The 18,254-nt window shown below is 43.0% G+C and carries 12 protein-coding genes; 5 read left to right on the forward strand and 7 right to left on the reverse strand.

The features are described from left to right. Positions 1-254: 254 nt before the first annotated feature. A complete protein-coding gene (locus AC57BQ_RS11965; protein WP_496406508.1) occupies positions 255-752 on the reverse strand; it encodes an FKBP-type peptidyl-prolyl cis-trans isomerase in 498 nt (165 codons plus the stop codon). A 25-nt stretch (positions 753-777) separates the two neighbouring features. Beyond that, entirely contained in the window at positions 778-2,790 is a 2,013-nt protein-coding gene (locus AC57BQ_RS11970) for a thioredoxin domain-containing protein (protein ID WP_496406509.1), read from the reverse strand. Between the two features lie 255 nt (positions 2,791-3,045). Here AC57BQ_RS11970 and AC57BQ_RS11975 point away from each other — a divergent pair, with 255 nt between their 5' ends. Further along, a complete protein-coding gene (locus AC57BQ_RS11975) occupies positions 3,046-4,671 on the forward strand; it encodes a sensor histidine kinase (protein WP_496406510.1) in 1,626 nt (541 codons plus the stop codon). Between the two features lie 177 nt (positions 4,672-4,848). Here the strand turns inward: AC57BQ_RS11975 and AC57BQ_RS11980 are convergent, their stop codons facing one another. After that, positions 4,849-5,865, reverse strand: coding sequence for a DUF6438 domain-containing protein (locus tag AC57BQ_RS11980; RefSeq protein WP_496406511.1), 1,017 nt, complete (start codon positions 5,863-5,865; stop codon positions 4,849-4,851). Positions 5,866-5,995: 130 nt separating this feature from the next. Between AC57BQ_RS11980 and AC57BQ_RS11985 the strand changes: the two genes are divergently transcribed. Then, positions 5,996-7,960: a M1 family metallopeptidase gene (locus AC57BQ_RS11985; RefSeq protein WP_496406512.1), complete on the forward strand. Its 1,965-nt coding sequence runs from the start codon at positions 5,996-5,998 to the stop codon at positions 7,958-7,960. 84 nt (positions 7,961-8,044) lie between these two features. Here AC57BQ_RS11985 and AC57BQ_RS11990 read toward each other — a convergent pair whose 3' ends face one another. Beyond that, complete coding sequence (locus AC57BQ_RS11990; RefSeq protein ID WP_496406513.1) at positions 8,045-9,154, reverse strand: DUF4097 family beta strand repeat-containing protein; 1,110 nt, start codon at positions 9,152-9,154, stop codon at positions 8,045-8,047. 128 nt (positions 9,155-9,282) lie between these two features. Here AC57BQ_RS11990 and AC57BQ_RS11995 point away from each other — a divergent pair, with 128 nt between their 5' ends. Together AC57BQ_RS11995 and fabV are read left to right on the forward strand one after the other, a co-directional pair. Beyond that, the gene (locus AC57BQ_RS11995) at positions 9,283-11,088 is read left to right on the forward strand and encodes an alpha-1,3-galactosidase-related protein (RefSeq protein WP_496406514.1); all 1,806 of its coding nucleotides are present in this window, start codon (positions 9,283-9,285) and stop codon (positions 11,086-11,088) included. 462 nt (positions 11,089-11,550) lie between these two features. Then, positions 11,551-12,744 (forward strand): enoyl-ACP reductase FabV, encoded by a 1,194-nt coding sequence (gene fabV / locus AC57BQ_RS12000; protein WP_496406515.1) that lies wholly within the window; start codon positions 11,551-11,553, stop codon positions 12,742-12,744. A 242-nt stretch (positions 12,745-12,986) separates the two neighbouring features. Here the strand turns inward: fabV and AC57BQ_RS12005 are convergent, their stop codons facing one another. From AC57BQ_RS12005 to AC57BQ_RS12015, 3 genes are all read right to left on the reverse strand, one after another. Continuing rightward, entirely contained in the window at positions 12,987-13,190 is a 204-nt protein-coding gene (locus AC57BQ_RS12005; protein ID WP_090468668.1) for a helix-turn-helix domain-containing protein, read from the reverse strand. Between the two features lie 2 nt (positions 13,191-13,192). After that, complete coding sequence (locus AC57BQ_RS12010; protein WP_496406516.1) at positions 13,193-14,176, reverse strand: DUF2975 domain-containing protein; 984 nt, start codon at positions 14,174-14,176, stop codon at positions 13,193-13,195. 393 nt (positions 14,177-14,569) lie between these two features. Further along, positions 14,570-15,331 carry an AAA family ATPase gene (locus AC57BQ_RS12015; RefSeq protein ID WP_496406517.1) on the reverse strand — a complete coding sequence of 254 codons (762 nt, stop codon included), beginning with the start codon at positions 15,329-15,331 and terminating at the stop codon, positions 14,570-14,572. 620 nt (positions 15,332-15,951) lie between these two features. Between AC57BQ_RS12015 and AC57BQ_RS12020 the strand changes: the two genes are divergently transcribed. Further along, positions 15,952-18,249, forward strand: a complete 2,298-nt coding sequence (locus AC57BQ_RS12020; RefSeq protein ID WP_496406518.1) for an ATP-dependent helicase — start codon at positions 15,952-15,954, stop codon at positions 18,247-18,249. Positions 18,250-18,254: the final 5 nt, after the last annotated feature.

Here is an 18,254-nt window from a genome sequence, read left to right on the forward strand (position 1 = left end):
ATTTCTGCTGACTTGATTTATTCGTTGTTGTTTGTTTTTTTATTGGTACTCATTATCTCGCTACGCTCGGTCTTGGTTACTTTTCATCAAGGAAAAGTAACTGGCCCTCCCGCGGCCAAGAGCGGGTATACGCCAGGTAAAGCGGCCCTGTATACTACGAGATTGCCACGCTACGCTCGCAATGACATATTTTAACAAAAAAAACGCCGGGCATAATGCCCGGCGTTTTTAATTTCTATTTTATATTAATAAAATTAGTGAGCGTGGTGACCATCCGGACCATGTGCATGGCCGTGTGATAATTCTTCCGGAGTAGCCGGACGTACATTCAGGATGCTGCCTTTAAAGTGCAGTTCCTGGCCAGCCATCGGGTGGTTCAGGTCGACAATAACAGCATCTTCTGCTACTGATACCACCTGCGCCTGGAAGCGATTGCCATTGTTATCCTGTAAAGGCAAAATGCTGCCGATCTCAGGAATTTCCTGACCCTGGAACATTTCTTTAGGCAAATTGGCAACGGCTTCTTCATCATATTCGCCGTAAGCATCCGCTGCGGTAAGCCTGAATTCATAAGTATCGCCGGTTGACAGCGTGCTTAAATTTTCTTCAAATTTGGGCAGCATCTGGCCGGCACCAAATAAAAAGGTTAATGGTTGTTCTTGTGTGGCGCTTTCGGTTAAAACTTCGGCTCCATCCTGGTCAACATACAAATCGTAAGTTAATGACACTACGTGCTGTGGTTCAATCTTCATTGTAAAGTATTTTTTAAATAAGCAATCAGGCCTCTAATTGTTTTAAAGCATCGGCCGTGTTATTAGCAGGTAATCCGCAGGTTTTATCTTTACAAATAAAAATTTGTGTTGATTGACCAAACTTATCCTGCAACAAAGGTAAACTTCCTTTTTTACCACCCAAGATTATTTTGTTGGGGATGTAATTATTTTCTATTTCCCTTCGCACAGTTTCGGTTTCGTTGCCTGTTATCGCTATCTCATAAATACCAAACACTTCGTCCAGTAATAATAAGGTCCAGTTAGAATAAGCTGTACCATATTTAGCCAATTGCGGCATAATATTGCGTAACAGCTGCGCCGAAACCGCTGCATAGCCTTCGTTATCAAAAAGCAAGCCTAACTTTTTCAGGTTAAGCGCCATGGCCGAATTACTGGCTGGCGTTACCCCATCCATGATCTCAGATTTGCGGGCTATCAGCTGTTCATCATCATCGGCAGTGTAAAAAAAGATGCCGTTTACTTCATCATAATAATGCTCGATAGCGACATCTGTTAGCTTTTTGGCCTGTTGCAGCCAGTCTTCATTAAAAGTAACTTCGTATAGGGCTATGAGGCCATCAATAATATTGGCATAATCATCTAAAAACGCCACCGAAGTTTCGTCTGTCTTATTGGCATTATAAACCCTTGAGATCCTGCTATTTTGACTTATCAAGTTAGCCGAAATAAACCCGGCATTCTGCAGCGCCAGTTCCAGGTATTTTGGATTGTTAAAGGCCCGGTAAGCCGTACACAGACCTTTTAACATCAGTCCGTTCCAGGAAGCGAGTATCTTGTTATCAAGCCCCGGCCTGATGCGGTGACGGCGGGCTTCAAATACGTTCTTCCTGGATGCCTTGATCTCCGATAGCAGATCGTCAACCCTTAAACCCAATTGTTCGGCCAGTTCCTCATCGCTTTCACGGCGGAATAATACGTTGGAATGCTCCTCTTCCCAGTTACCATCGTCGGTAATATGGTAGTAAATACAGAACAGTTCGGCAGCATCCACGCCCAAGATCTCTTCAATTTCTTTTTTGGTAAAAATATAGAACTTGCCCTCCACCCCTTCGCTGTCGGCATCCAATGCTGAATAAAAACCAAGTTCGGGCGAAGCCAGTTCCCGTGTCGAGAAGGTGATGATCTCCTCTACTACCTGTTCATAAAGCGGGTCAGGACTCCAGGTGTTAGCTTCCGAATATAGAGTGATGAGCTGGGCATTATCATACAGCATTTTTTCAAAATGGGGCACATGCCAGCGGCCATCAACCGAGTACCGGGCAAAACCGCCACCCACGTGATCATAAATACCACCGAAGGCCATTTTATGCAGCGTAAGTTTTACCTGTGCAGCTACCGCGTCATCCTTCATCAGGTGGGCATAGCGCATCAGCAGCAGCCAGTTGTTAGGCATCGGGAATTTGGGCGCATTGCCGGTGCCGCCTTCGTACTGATCAAAATAACGTTTCCAGTTATCCCCGATCACTTCCAGATCGGCTTTGGTATATTCGGGTTGCTCCTCAACAAACTGTACCGATTCATAATTTTGGATCCCTTCGGTAAGGCGTACAGCATATTCTTCAGCCTCTTCGGGTTTTTGTTTGTAAAAATCGGCCAGATTAAAAAGCAAAGAAGTCCAATCGTTCTTGCGGAAATAAGTACCTCCGTAAATAGGCCGCTGATCGGGCAGGCAGATACAATTCAGGGGCCAGCCTCCACGACCGCTCATCAATTGCACGGCACTCATATAGATCTGATCCACATCCGGGCGCTCCTCCCTGTCCACCTTAATACAAACAAAAAATTCGTTCATTACGGCAGCCACGGCTTCGTCCTCAAAACTTTCATGCTCCATCACATGGCACCAGTGGCAGGCGGAATAACCTATACTCACCAGGATCAGTTTGTTTTCGGCTTTGGCTTTATCCAGGGCCTCTTTTCCCCAGGGATACCAGTTAACCGGGTTGTTGGCGTGTTGCAATAAATAAGGCGATGATGAATTGGCCAGGCGATTCATAGTAGATGTGTTATTTGATAGCAAAGATGCGGATATTAAATGTACCTGTAAACCATCAATGGTAACTTCAAAGTATATATCCCGTATAAAAGGCCGATAATTATTTTTTTTATTACAAAAAACAGCTATTTCAAAACTATTGGAGACATTTTACTTTCAGCACATATTTTCACAAATCACTATCCTATAATAATTTATATTTGTTGATCCCTTTTAATAATTATTGACATAAATCAACAAAACAACACGTTTGTAATGGCTCCTAATACCCCTAACCTTAGTAACCATGCGGTTTGCAATTCAACAGCCTGCCCATCTGTTGTTGAAAAACCTCATCATTTAAATACCGGTACTTTTCAGCAAATCAAAGATTTTTTTAGCACAATACTCAATACCAATGATTGGCCCCCGCGCTGGCATTGCGGAAACTGGACTGATTTTCATGGCTGGTTGTACATCATATCTGATGCGAGTATCTGGGCAGCTTATTTTGCCATCCCCTTTTTATTGATCCGTCTTATTGTCAAAAGAAAGGACATCCCTTTTAATAAGGTATTCTGGCTATTCATAACATTTATACTCTTATGCGGTTTAACCCACTTAATAGATGTTATTATATTCTGGTGGCCAGCATACCGTTTAAGTGCTTTGATCCGGTTTATAACTGCTATTGTATCCATATTTACGGTATATGCCCTTTATAAGATCCTTCCGTTGGTGTTTACATTAAGAACTGTTACAGAACTGGAGGCCGAGATCAACAAAAGACGCGTTATAGAAGAAAAACTAGCAGCAAGCGAATTTCTATTATCGGAAGCAAGCAGAATAGGCCGGGTAGGCGGCTGGGAGCTGGATGTTATTCAGAATAAAATAACCTGGTCAAAAACGGCATTTGATATTTATGGCCTCCCCTATGACGTTGCCATAGATAAAAATGAGATGATGAATTATTTTCTGGAACCATACCGGCAGATGTTAGCAGATGCTTTGGCCAGGGCTCAGGCCAAAGGTTTAAAATGGGATGTAGAGCTATTGATGATAAACGCTAAAAAAAATACCATATGGGTAAGATCAATAGGCGAACCTTTGTATGACGAGAAAGGAGCATTAGTAAAGCTGAGAGGTGTTTTTATTGATATTGACCAGTATAAATCCACCGAAATGGCGCTTCATAAATCTATTGGATTAATTACCCAAAGCAATCAGCAACTTAAAAACTTCACACATATTTTATCGCATAACATCAGAAATCATGCAAATAACATATCCTTAGTGACATCCCTGGTTAACACAGAAACCATGGATCCAGAAAATGCTGAACTTTTCGAGAAATTAGATAACGTTTCAAAAGGATTAAACGCAACGCTGGATGATTTATCTGAAGCTATCAAAGTAAAAGAAAGCACGATCAAATCAGAAATTATCAATTTTAATACGCTCATCAAAAAAGTATTAGATGTTATTGCTTTAGAATTAACAACCAGCAATACTGAAGTTGAATTGCATTTAGAGGTTAGTCGTGTGAATTTTCCACCAATCTATCTGGAAAGCATTCTTTTAAACCTGATCTCCAATGCCATCAAATACAAAATGGCTAATAAACAGCCGCACATTATTTTAAAAACATATAAGAATGAGCAAAATGAAACGGTGTTGGAGTGCCGGGATAACGGCCAGGGAATAGATCTTGAGTTATATGGTGGGAAAATATTTGGTCTTTATAAAACCTTTCACCAACAAAAAGATGCTCATGGGGTTGGTTTATTCTTAGTCAAAACCCAAATAGAGTCGCAGGGAGGGAGGATCGAGGTGATGAGTTCTCCAGATAATGGCACTGTTTTTAAATTAATCTTTAATGAAACTTCAATAAACCTCAATTAATACAGTGGCTTTAGTGTAAAGTTTTTTCTCCGCGCGTCATTGCGAGGCACGAAGCAATCCCCGATTAGTAGATCACTCTGTATAGCATAGAGATTGCTTCGTACCTTGCAATGACGCGTTTTTTATTTGAATATCCCACTCTTTCCGCCGCAGGTGAAGAGAGCGATGACAGGGCATCTAATTAACTTTGCTCCACTTTTCGCTCGTTCTAAGTTCAGAAATTAAATAATACAACTGACTTAATCCACGGGTGCCGATCATGCCGTAATCTGTTATCTCTTTAACAGAACCATTTTTAAACCCTATTTTAAGTATCGCGGTAGCATCGTCTGTCCATGGTACGCGATAATTATCTTGTAGTTTTTTTATTTTAATATAATTAACAAGCGATTTGATCTCGTTTAATTTATCAACCGAGACGGAACCTTTAAAATTACCCTTTACCGGATTAAACTCATCCGCTTGGTATGTTGCCTTTCCATCAGCTGAAACACGAAGCGTATATATCGGGCATTCGCCATAACACCCTCTTGTTTCCACTGCAAAATAGCTGATCTGATATTGATCAGACTTGGGGTTATACTCCACAAAATCGCCGTACCTGAAAATTAGAGTATCAGTTCTTGGTTTGAGATCATAAATCCACTCTCTTTTACCTTTACTTACTCTGTACCTTTTTGAATAAAAAAGAAGCATCTGTTGTTTGTTGACCATGACAGGTTTTGCCATTTGACAATCATCTTGACCGTGGCCCTCAGATAAACCTAATATTTTAAAGGAATCCGTGCCTTTATCAATAACCGCGTACAAATAAAAGGCAGATCCCCACTTTACCATAACCAATAAGTCTGTTTTTCCATCCTGATTAAAATCTACCTTTTGCCAGGTTTTCACACCCCATCTGCGTGCCACATCATTACATGTTACTAATTTAAGCAGGGTATCGGTAGGGACTATGCTAATTTTAGAACTACCCTTATAAGCAAAATTGGTATCAACTTTAAGCATAAATTTCAAAACGTCGTTATCTGTTTTCAGGCTGTCAATGGCGTTAGCAGAAGCAGTTGCGACAGAGGAGAAACACAACAGAAATAGCAGTAAGTACTTCATAAGGTTAGGATGATTTATATACTTACATGAATGTCGTCCAATAAATTTATAAATCAAAGTGTTAATTATGCTTTGCTCAGTCATTATTACTTATCAGGTAACATTACCATTACTCATACGGTAAAATTCGCTTATACGCAATCGGTTAAGTATTCAAATTACCAATTTCACAAATTATTTCCCTTTATTTGCGCCTTTATTACTAAAAATTCAAATGCGCTATTTTAAACTGATCGACTTTTTATGCGCCATGGGCTTATTAGCCGGTGCAATACCCGTGGCAGCGCAAACTGCCGATACTTCTAAATATAATCACCAGGATGTATTTGGCCCTATTACCTGGCCGGTTACCAGCGGTGGCACCCGTTCTGCCAGTGGACAGCCAGCTGCTAATTACTGGCAAAACCGTGCCGATTACCAGATAAAAGCCACATTGAACGAAGGTCGCGATACTACCATTACCGGCGAAGTAACCATCACCTATACTAATAACAGCACAGATAAACTGGATTATCTGTGGCTGCAACTGGACCAAAACCTATTCCGCCCCGACTCACGCGGAGCGGCAACTACCCCGGTATCCGGTGATCGTTTTGATGTTCGCGGATTTAGCCGTGGTGGGTATCATATCGGTTCAGTTACCGTTACCTACAAAGGCGAAACCTATACCGTAACCCCGATCATCACCGATGCGCGCATGCAATTGCGTCTAAACACCCCATTGGATGGTAAAGGCGAAAAAATACAGGTAAAGATCAACTATGATTTTGCTATTCCTTTTTATGGCGCCGACCGTATGGGTCGTAAAAAATTCAAACAAGGTTATGTATATGAAATTGCACAATGGTACCCGCGTATGTGCGTATATGATGATGTAGAAGGCTGGAATACCCTACCCTACATGGGCCTGGGTGAGTTTTACTGCGAGTATGGTGACTTTGATTATTACATCACCGCCCCTGCCAACATGATCGTGGTGGGTTCCGGCGATCTGCAAAATCCGGAAGAAGTACTTAGTCCTGCCCAGCTTAGCCGACTGGCCAAAGCCAAAACCAGCGATAAAACAGAAATGATCATTAAAGCTGGCGAAGTTGGTAAAGCCTCTACCCGTCCGTTCAAAGGCAGTTTAACCTGGCACTATAAAATGGAAAACACCCGCGACATTGCCTGGGGCGCCTCCAATGCCTTTATATGGGATGCCGCGCAGGTTAATTTCCCTTCGGGTCGTAAAGGTATCGCCATGTCGGCTTACCCGGTTGAAAGTGCTGGCAACGATGCCTGGGGCCGTTCAACGGAATACCTGAAAAACAGCATGGAGATCTACTCCAAAGCTTATTTTGAATACCCATGGAACTCGGCCGTTAACGTATCGGGCGTGGCTTTGGGCATGGAGTACCCGGGCGCTATATTTTGCCTGAGCAACTTCAAAAAAGGTCAGCTTTGGGGCGATGTTACGCATGAGATAGGCCATAACTGGTTCCCGATGATCGTAGGTTCAAACGAGCGCAAATACATGTGGATGGACGAAGGTTTTAACACCTTTATTAATGAGTATGCCAGTCAGCAGTTTAACAATGGCGAGTATGCCGATCCATCAAAACAAGCACAGAACATACTGGCCTCCTATCGCAACAGCAAAGATCCTTTAATGACCGCACCGGAAGCCATTGGCTTAAATGATTATGGTCAGTACTACAATAAAACAGCTTTAGGTTTGGATGTGTTGCGCAATGTAGTGCTTGGCCCCGAGCGTTTTGATTATGCTTTCCGTGAGTATATCAAGCACTGGGCGTTCAAACATCCCCTGCCTTACGACCTTTTCCGGGCTATGAATGATGCCAGCGGCGAAGACCTGAATTGGTTCTGGAAACCCTGGTTCTTCACCACCTGGAAAGTTGACCAGGCCATTACTTCGGTTAAGTATGTGAAAGAGGATGCGGCCAACGGCGCCATGATCACGCTAACCAATAAAGAAAAAATGGCCATGCCGGTTGATCTGAAGATCACCCAGGCGAATGGTAAAATCGAAACGCTTCATCTGCCGGTAAACATCTGGCAGCGCGGCGGTGTGTGGACCTTTAAATATCCATCCACATCGGCCATTAAATCTATCGTGATCGACCCAGAGCGTGAATTGCCGGATGTTGACCTGAGGAATAACACGTACGACGGAAATTAAAATTATAGTTTTGAGTTAATAAAAAAGGCGATGAGTAAAACACTCATCGCCTTTTTTATATTCCCTAAGCTCCCAGCCAAACCCTTAATTAAAATCTACATGCCCAAAATTAGATTTGATGGTGATGGTTTTATCCGGGTTACCCTTACCTAACTGACCTGTGTAACTTTTTTGAGGTTCAGAACCCGGTGTTTTACCCGACATACTGGTGTGGGCTTTATCGTAATTAAATAAGCCATAATAGGTGGTGATATCAAAGTTGGCGTTTTCGTTGTTATCGATACCTACTTTTACCCCGGAGTAAGACGCCGTGATATCCAGCATTTTCAGGTTTTTATCCAAACCAGCTATCTGGAGTTTACCGCAATATTTAACCTTAATATTTGCGAAAGTGTGCAGGGTGCCTATTTTAACCGGACCATAGCTGATATCGGCATTCAATTTATCGCCTTCTGTTATATTAAGGCTGCCATAGGCTATTTGTAAATTACCGCCTGTAAGACTGCCGATAACAACATCTCCGGAGCGTACCTTAATTTCACTCAGCGGATTTGACAGGCTTTTTGCTTTCAAATTGCCATAAAAGCTGTTTATAGTTACCTTTCCCTGCAGATCTGGCAAAGTGGTGTTGCCATATTTATTATTGATGCTCAGCATATTTTTTGCCGGCATGTAAACCACATAATTGATCTCTATTTTTTTGATATGGGTGTTGCCCTCCCCTTTCCATAATTCGGGGCTCAGGCTGCCACTATCGCCAATGACCGTTTTAAACCATGCCAGTCCGGCTGTTTTGCTATCGTTTATTTGTATAACACCCAAAAATTTGTCGGCGTCGGCGTCAACATTGGCGTAAACTTTTATCTGTACTTCTACCTTAAATTCCTTGCGGTCCCAGGTGTTTACAGATACCTCGCCAAAGCTGTTCTCTATTTTTAACTCATCATTGCTGGCTGCCGGGTAAACTTTGCTATAGGTTTTAACTTTTTCTTTCACCTCGCCGTTCTCCACTTTATTTTTCAGATCGGTGTCGGAGTATTCAGCTTCAAACGGGCTCGGTACAGCTTTCGTAATTAGGGGAACAAAAGCCGTATCCACGCGGGTGTTGTCATTATCAGACGGTGCTTGCGCGTTTGCCGCATTTATTCCGAATACTACGGCAATGAGGCATAATAAAATGAGCTTAGGTTTCATGTTGTCGGTCATTTAATTTTTTTATAGTGATACTTTTCTGCTTTAAATGACAAACAATTTTCCGGCGCGTTGCACAACAAAAAATAATCATAAACGCTGCCACTATTTTTTCTATTTTTCTGCCCGATATGAAAAAACACCACCTGCTCCTGATATTGCCTGTTTTTCTGCTGATACTTTTTTGCTCCATCCCGGCACAAGCAGGGAAAAGTAAAACGATATATTACATTAACCCGCAAACCGGCAACGATCAAAATACAGGTAAAGACAGCCGCCATGCCTGGAAAACATTTGCCCCACTCAACCAGCTGACCCTTTTAGCCGGCGATAAGGTGAATATCATCACCCCTGGCGATTTCCATAACTCTTTAATATTAAATGCAAAAGGAAGTAGCGTGGCGCACGTTACTGTTAATTTCGCGCCGGGCACTTATAACTTTTATCCCGACGGTGCTTTAAAAAAACAATTACAGATCTCCAATACCAATGATGTACCCGATGGTATGAAAGCCATCGCTTTATATGTAAACAAATGCCGGTTTGTGGATATCAAAGCTCGGGGTGCTAAAATAGTACTGCGCGGTAAAATGATTGAAACCTGTATTGACCACAGCGAAAATATCAGCATCGACGGTATTACTTATGATTATTACCGCCCCACCGTATCGGAATTACAGGTTTTAAATACCAGTGATCATTTTGCCGATCTCCAGATCCACCCCGAATCAAAATACAGCATCACGGATAGCCTGCTTACCTGGCAGGGCGAAGGCTGGCAACACAAACCTTTTTGGCTTTGGCAAGTACTTGACCCTGCGACCGGCGATCTGCAGCGTACTGATATTGCTGTGGACAATATCCGATATGCAGAAACCGGCAACAACACGGTGCGCGCCTATTTCAAAAAGAACCCGGGCTTTAAAACCGGCTTGATATACCAGAACCGCGATGTAACCCGCGATTGCGCGGGCATATTTATGCAGCGCAGCAAAAACATCAGTCTCAAAAATATCCGCATCAATTTCATGCATGGCATGGGTGTGGTGAGCCAGTTTTGCCAGAACATCCGCATGGATAGGATCAGTGTTCGGCCGGACCCAGCCTCTGGTCGCACCTGCGCTGCCTGGGCAGATATCCTGCATTTTTCGGGTTGCCGGGGCAAGATCGAGATCAGTAATTCCTATTTATCAGGTGCTAATGACGATGCCATCAACATACACGGCACTTATTTACGGGTGATCAGCACCACAAAGCCACAACAGGTACTCGTGCGTTTTATGCATAACCAAACCTATGGTTTTGATGCTTTTACCCCAGGCGATAGTATAGCCTTTATCCATGCCGAAAGCCTGCGGGAATATAACAGTAATGTGGTAGTGCAAGTGCAAAAGATCAATGCTAAAGATTTCCTGCTCACGCTTAAAACCCCTGTTCCCGCGCATATCGACCCAACAGATGTCATTGAAAACACAACCTGGACGCCCCAAATTTGGATCCACCACGATACCGTAGCCCGCATACCTACACGGGGGATACTGGTCACCTCGCGCCGTAAAACAGTGATCGAAAACACCGTTTTTCTGCATCCGCACATGAGCGGTATATCCATTGCCAACGATGCCGCCAGCTGGTATGAATCGGGCATGGTTAAAAACGTAACTATCCGGCATAATCAATTTATACAATGCGGCGAGCCGGCTATCATCATCTGCCCTGAAAACAAACAATCAGACGGCCCTGTGCATCAAAACATAACTATTACAAATAACCAGTTCAACTTGCAAGGCTTGCACGTACTTTCTGCTAAAAGCACTTCGGGGATCATTTTTAACAACAACACCATCAAGGCAGAAAAGGCTTTTGATATTAAAAAAGGTTTGGAGCTGAAAGATTGTGTCGATGTTAAGGTATCTGGGAATATGATTGGGCAGTAGGTGTGTCTCCATTTCGCAGTCGCTCGGCTCCAGCCGAGTGACGACTATTTTCAGGCCTCTGGCCTACGAATTAAATAGGACCTTGTCCCATACAGCGGCCGGAGGCCGGGTAATAACGGTCACTCGGCTGGAGCCGAGCGACTGCAGGGGTGTGTTCCTTACAGGTAAAATAAAAAGGTTGTCATTTCGACCGTAGGGAGAAATCTTCTGCTGCATACAAAGTCCCTTGCATGGCGAAAAAGATTTCTCCTCGTACCTCGTTCGAAATGACAGCCTTTTTATTTTTTCTAAATACTTCTCTCAACCACCCACTTCTCCCCTTCCTTAAAAATTCAGCCTGTGGTCGGTGTTATCACCGTACCACTTCTAAGCCCCTTTCCCTCCTTCCTTAAAAATTTTAAACCATTTTTAGAAAAGTTTGCTTATATATGCCCCCGATATTGTTAAAATCAATTTTACATTATGATCATTGAACCCAGAATTCGCGGCTTTATTTGTTTAACTACACATCCAAAAGGCTGCGAGCAAAACGTAATAAACCAAATCAATTACGTTAAATCAAAAAACAACCCTGCGGGTACCAAAAAAGCGCTCATTATTGGCGCATCAACCGGTTTCGGTCTTTCTTCCAGAATCACCAGCGCATTTGGATCTGGTGCAGCCACCGTGGGCGTTTATTTTGAAAAACCACCGGCTCCGGGTAAACCGGCATCTGCGGGTTGGTATAATACCGCCGCTTTTGAAAAACAGGCCCATGCAGCCGGTTTATATGCCAAAAGCATCAATGGTGACGCTTTTTCTGACGAGATCAAACAAAAAACTATCGACCTGATCAAAGCGGACCTCGGACAGGTTGACCTGGTGATCTACAGCCTGGCTTCACCCCGTCGTACTAATCCAAAAACCGGTATAACCCATAACTCTGTATTAAAGCCTATTGGAGAATCTTTTACAAATAAAACCGTTGATTTTCATACCGGTGTGGTATCCGAAATTTCCATCAACTCCGCTACTGACGAAGAAATAGCCAATACCGTGGCCGTAATGGGTGGCGAAGACTGGCAATTCTGGATCAACGACCTGAAAGCTGCCGGTGTATTGGCTGATGGCGCTACCACTGTTGCTTACTCCTACATTGGTCCGGCAGTTACCGAAAAGGTTTACCGTAAAGGAACTATCGGCCGCGCTAAAGACCATTTAGAGGCCACTGCGAAACAGATCAGCGAGCAATTGAAAGATATCAATGGTAAAGCATTGGTATCGGTCAACAAAGCGCTGGTAACCCAGGCAAGTTCGGCTATACCGGTTATTCCGTTGTACATTTCGCTGCTGTATAAGATCATGAAAGCCGAAGGCACGCAGGAAGGTTGTATTGAACAGATACAACGCCTATTTGAGCAGCGTCTGTTCACCGGTGGTGTTATCCCTACCGATGCTGTGGGCAGGATCCGTGTGGATGATTGGGAAATGAACCCTGAGGTACAAGCCCAAATAGCCCAATTATGGCTGGAAGCGACCACTGAAACCCTACCCGACCTGGGCGACCTGAAAGGTTATAGAACCGATTTCCTGAACCTGTTTGGTTTTGACGTTCCCGGTGTAAACTACCAGGAAGATGTTGACGAAATGGTAGAGATACCGGGATTGGTGGGATAAAGCCTCACCCCAACCAACTAATCATGTCATTGCGAGGAGGAACGACGAAGCAATCTCCTCACTGTTCTTATCCGTGAGAACGCGAGGAGATTGCCACGCTATCGCTCGCAATGACATATTTAATTAATACCTAAGCTATATAGAAAAAAGCCTGTTAGTCTGAGCTTGTCGAAGACTCGAGCGCAGAGGCCTCCCCACCATGGTTCGACGAGCTCACCATGACACCCTGTATTTAAAATACCCTACTCCACATACTCCAATATATCGCCTGGCTGGCAGTTCAGGATCCGGCATATGGCATCCAGCGTTTCTAATCGTATGGCTTTGGCTTTTCCAGTTTTCAGGATAGACAGATTGGCCATGGTAATACCCATTTTTTCGCTCAGCTCGGTTAACGACATTTTTCGTTTGGCCATCATAACATCCAGATTTACAACTATGGGCATCGTTAAACGGTTAGATCCTGTTCGTCTTTTAATTTCTTCCCTTGACGAAAAGCTTTATACAGCAGTAAAAATATAATTCCAACAACTATAATTTTCCAGTCGTTACTCCATGCCCTGCTATTCAATACAACATCATCTGTAAAATAACTACTGAATACTGGATACATCAATAGGTTGAGTAAAAACGACACTATCGGGAACCCCAATAAACTCAGGGAAATAAGCTTTAAACGGAAAACGTTTTCACTGGTAAAGGAAAAGCCTTTGGATACATCAACAATGAATTTCAAAAATGCCGCTACCAGGTAAAATATGTAAACAACAACTAATATCACAACACCCAACAGAACAATATTTACTGTATTTCTTATCTGCTCACTTACGGGTATCATGATATGGTTCTGCAAGGTATTATATCTGAATTTCACCGGAATATCTGCCATGTGGATCTGGTAATTTTTCGATCCATCTTTTTGGGGTACTATTTTGTCAACAATAGCTTTCCGAATATAGGATTGTTTATGCTCCACATGAAATACAACAGAATCTAAATTATAATAGTCAAAGGTGGCATGCTTTACCTTCCAGCCGGGAAGTTCAATGTAGTATTGTTTTATACCCGGTATATTCCCTTTATTGAGATCTACGGTACAGGTATCGCAAAGCATTCCGCCACTCATGCCCATCAATCCGCCCATTTGAGCGCCACCCACATTAAAAAACTCGCCGTTTTTTAACAGGCGTGTGATTTCGATCTTCTTTTTCAGGGCCAGATATTGAGCATAAGGTAGTTCGGTAGAAACAGAAGGATCAATGTCGGGCAAATGATTATTCCAGCTATAGCTATCACCAGGCATCGTTTTGCCATGAATAATGGTATTACCGCTGGTAAAGAAAAAGCTGCCACCTATTATAATGATGTAAAAAACAATTACACCTATTATAAATAAGTTAACCACCAGGTTGGTATTGATTTTAATCTTCATGATTTCATCTACGGTTTAGTGATACAATAATAAACATACTTTATTGCAAAACAAATATATTTTATTGTTTTACAATAAATAATTATTGTTATTTAAAAACAGGTGAATAGTAGAGCTACTAACAACTATGTCATTGCGAGGAGGAACGACGAAGCAATCTCCTCACTATTCTTATCAATGAGAACGCGAAGAGATTGCCGCGCTACGCTCGCAATGACATATTCAATTAATTCCTCAGCCATATAGAAAAAACAGCCTGTCAGTCTGAGCTTGTCGAAGATCCGCGCGCAGAGGCCTACCCACTATGCTTCAACAGGCTCAGCATGACACCCTATATTCCCCCCTGTCCAAAGTCTCTGACTTCGGACAGCGCCATTTCATTGAAATTCCTTTTTACGAAAGATTCAGGGGATCGCCCATCAACGTCCGGGTCATTGCTTCGTGATTGTTCAAAAAGTATTGGGTGATCTGGAAGTGCTCGGTTTCTTCATACTTTACTTTATGCATCCCTTTCCCATCCAACTGATAAATAACTGCATTGGGATAAGCGAGTAAAATAGGCGAATGGGTAGCTATAATAAACTGCGAATTGGCTTGTACGAGCTCATGAATGGCCGAGAGGGCAGCCAATTGCCTTGCCGGCGATAAAGCCGCTTCGGGCTCATCAAAAATGTAAAGGCCATTGCCCGAAAGCCGGTGGGTTAGCGTGGCCATGAACGATTCGCCGTGCGAGCACTCATGGAGGGATTTGACCCCATAATTACTTTGCACATAACTTGTATTTCCTTCTTTGTCAAGTTCTTCCAGGTATGTGGCCACATTATAGTAACTCTCGGCCCGCAGAAAGAAATAATCAGAAGGTTTGCGATAACTTTTGGCACTGCTTAAGTAATCAAACAAACCCGAAGCATTCTGATGCGTTTTCGTCTGTACATTTTTACTGCCGCCTTCAATACCAAAGCCCAGGTGCAGGGCTATGGCTTCTATCAACGTTGATTTACCCGAGCCATTTTCGCCTATAATAAAAGTAACATCCCGGTGAAAAGCCATCGACGACAAATTCTTTACCGCGGGTATATGAAAAGGGTACGCATCAAATGACGGCACCGACTCGCGCTTAAGCGATATTTGCTGCAGATAGGGCTTTGCTTCCATGGCTTGGTAAATTTAAGGAAGAAAAGAAATAATATCGAATAATGAATTTTGAATATCGAACATCGAATCTTTTACTTCGTTATTCAACGTTCGATGTTCGATATTAAACCTGAAGGCCTTGCAGGTTCCGCACAATTTTCGTATCTTTAAGTATACCAAGGGCCAGCCCTGCTTACTTTGAAAATTGTAAGCAGGGCTGTTTGGTTAAAGGACAAAAACGTCCGAAAAACCGACCGTTTTGTATCTAGTTATTTGAATACCAATAAATTAATACTTTTTAAAGCTTTCAAAACCCATCAAAAATTTGTTAAAAAGTGTTAAAATCGATGGTTTTGATTGAGTTTCTGATCAATTTTTGAGCAATTTCACCCTCATTTTGGCTGAAAAAGTGTTAAAATAAAGGTTTAAAAAGTCACCCGGGTACAGGAGGCTGTTTGAATTTTATAAGTTTGGTTTTTTGCTGATAAAAAATGTGGACTGGAATCAGGGCGAAAGTTTTGGACACTCATTTTTCGCGCCTTTACTATTGTTGATATTTTTATCCCATCTGGTGTCAATCTTACTTTCCCCTTTCGGCTCAAAACCTTAATTTCGCTGATTCAAGAAAAGAGGAAAAGATTTTGGATTATCTACAGGGTTTAAACCCCGAACAAAGGGCAGCGGTTGAACAAACCGAAGGACCGGTAATGATTATTGCCGGCGCCGGATCTGGCAAAACACGGGTTATTACATACAGAGTGGCACACCTGGTACGCAAAGGTGTCGACTCCTTTAACATACTGGTATTAACATTTACCAACAAAGCCGCCCGCGAAATGCGCGAGCGTATTACCCATGTGGTGGGTCCCGAAGCCAAAAATATCTGGATGGGTACTTTCCACTCGGTATTTGCCAAGATACTGCGCGTGGAGGCCGATAAAATTGGCTACCCGAGCAATTTTACCATTTACGATACCGACGACAGCAAAAGCGTACTACGGGCTATTTTAAAGGAAATGAACCTGGATGATAAGCTGTACAATGTAAACTTTGTGCTCAACCGCATATCAGCTTCTAAAAACAACCTTATTTCGTGGCAGGAATATCAAAAGAACGAACAGATCCAGGCCGACGATTTTTCGAGCGGCCGCGGTCAGTTGGGGCTTATTTACCAAACCTATGCCACCCGCTGTTTCAGGGCCGGCGCTATGGATTTTGACGATTTGCTGTACAAAACCAATGAGTTGCTAAAGCTTCACCCCGATACGCTCAACAAGTATCAGCATAAGTTTAAATACCTCATGGTGGATGAGTATCAGGATACTAACTTTTCGCAATACCTGATTGTAAAAAAACTGGCTGCCGTAAATGAAAACCTGTGTGTGGTGGGTGATGATGCGCAAAGTATCTATGCCTTCCGTGGCGCCAATATTCAAAACATCCTCAATTTTGAAAAGGATTACCCTGATCTGAAAGTATTTAAACTGGAGCAAAATTACCGCTCTACCCAAAACATTGTAAATGTTGCCAACAGCATCATCAGCAATAATAAGGATCAGCTTAAAAAGAACGTTTTTTCAGAAAAGGAAAGCGGCGACAAAATAAAAGTAATGCGTGCCTTCAGCGATAACGAGGAAGGTAAAATGGTGGCCGAAACCATTATGCAGGACCGCAGTCTGAAAGGTCGTAAATGGCATGATTTTGCCATCCTGTACCGTACCAACGCGCAATCACGATCAATGGAGGAAGCCTTGCGCAAGCTCGGTATCCCCTATAAAATATATGGCGGACTGTCCTTTTATCAACGCAAGGAGATCAAGGATCTGATAGCTTATTTCCGGCTTACCTTTAATCCTAACGACGAGGAAGCTCTGAAACGGGTGATCAACTACCCTAAAAGGGGCATTGGCGATACCTCGGTTGATAAGATCATTGTAAGTGCCGATCAGCATGGCATCACTCCATGGGAAGTGATTGTGGAGCCGGGCAAATACCTGGAAGGAAAAATATCGGGCGCGGTAGGCACCTTTGCTACCATGATCCAGAGTTTCCAGGTGCTGGCCAAATCAAAATCGGCTTATGAATCGGCTTTGTATATCGCACAGCATTCCGGCTTATTGAAAGATCTGTATGAGGATAAATCGGTTGAGGGACTTAACCGGTACGAGAACATACAGGAGTTGATGAATGGTATCAAGGAATTTTCGGAACGGGAAGACATTGAGGAAAAGGGGCTCGACGTTTTTATGCAGGATGTAGCCCTGCTCACTAATGACGATAAGGACAAGAATAAAGATGCTGATACGGTGTCATTAATGACCATCCACTCCAGCAAAGGATTGGAGTTTCCGCAGGTATATGTGGTGGGTTTGGAAGAAAATCTGTTCCCTTCACAAATGTCGCTCAATTCACGGAGTGACCTGGAAGAGGAGCGCCGCCTGTTTTATGTAGCTGTTACCCGTGCTGAAACCAAGCTTACCATCAGTTATGCCACATCGAGGTTTAAGTTCGGTACGCTCATTAGCTGTGAGCCGAGCCGTTTCCTGGATGAGATAGATGCCAAATACCTGGAGCTTGACTACAGCGCCAAACCGGCAAGCAGTGGTGGTAACGCGTTCTTTGACGATGATCGTAAAGCCTGGAGCGGCGGCAAACAAGCTGATGCATTCTCCAAGCCCAAACCGGCAACATCCGCCCCGGTTAAAACAACATCCATATTGGCTAAGGCGCACGTGCCATCGCCCAATTTTAAACCGTCTGATACTTCAAACCTGCAGGTAGGTATGGAAGTGGAGCATGAACGTTTCGGTTTTGGAAAAGTATTGAGCCTGGAAGGCAATAAACCCGACATTAAAGCAACCATATTTTTTAAAGAAATAGGCCAGAAACAATTACTTCTTAAATTTGCCAAACTTTATATCGTTAATAATATCAACTGAAGGTT

This window comes from Mucilaginibacter sp. BGA-UO-ETr-C110 (genome assembly GCF_059567985.1).

What these genes read in the sequence shown, in the direction of transcription:
- AC57BQ_RS11965 (WP_496406508.1), bottom strand. Translation starts at nt 752, where the DNA reads ATGAAGATTGAACCACAGCACGTAGTGTCATTAACTTACGATTTGTAT.
- AC57BQ_RS11970 (WP_496406509.1), bottom strand. Translation starts at nt 2,790, where the DNA reads ATGAATCGCCTGGCCAATTCATCATCGCCTTATTTATTGCAACACGCC.
- AC57BQ_RS11975 (WP_496406510.1), top strand. Translation starts at nt 3,046, where the DNA reads ATGGCTCCTAATACCCCTAACCTTAGTAACCATGCGGTTTGCAATTCA.
- AC57BQ_RS11980 (WP_496406511.1), bottom strand. Translation starts at nt 5,865, where the DNA reads ATGACTGAGCAAAGCATAATTAACACTTTGATTTATAAATTTATTGGA.
- AC57BQ_RS11985 (WP_496406512.1), top strand. Translation starts at nt 5,996, where the DNA reads ATGCGCTATTTTAAACTGATCGACTTTTTATGCGCCATGGGCTTATTA.
- AC57BQ_RS11990 (WP_496406513.1), bottom strand. Translation starts at nt 9,154, where the DNA reads ATGAAACCTAAGCTCATTTTATTATGCCTCATTGCCGTAGTATTCGGA.
- AC57BQ_RS11995 (WP_496406514.1), top strand. Translation starts at nt 9,283, where the DNA reads ATGAAAAAACACCACCTGCTCCTGATATTGCCTGTTTTTCTGCTGATA.
- fabV (WP_496406515.1), top strand. Translation starts at nt 11,551, where the DNA reads ATGATCATTGAACCCAGAATTCGCGGCTTTATTTGTTTAACTACACAT.
- AC57BQ_RS12005 (WP_090468668.1), bottom strand. Translation starts at nt 13,190, where the DNA reads ATGCCCATAGTTGTAAATCTGGATGTTATGATGGCCAAACGAAAAATG.
- AC57BQ_RS12010 (WP_496406516.1), bottom strand. Translation starts at nt 14,176, where the DNA reads ATGAAGATTAAAATCAATACCAACCTGGTGGTTAACTTATTTATAATA.
- AC57BQ_RS12015 (WP_496406517.1), bottom strand. Translation starts at nt 15,331, where the DNA reads ATGGAAGCAAAGCCCTATCTGCAGCAAATATCGCTTAAGCGCGAGTCG.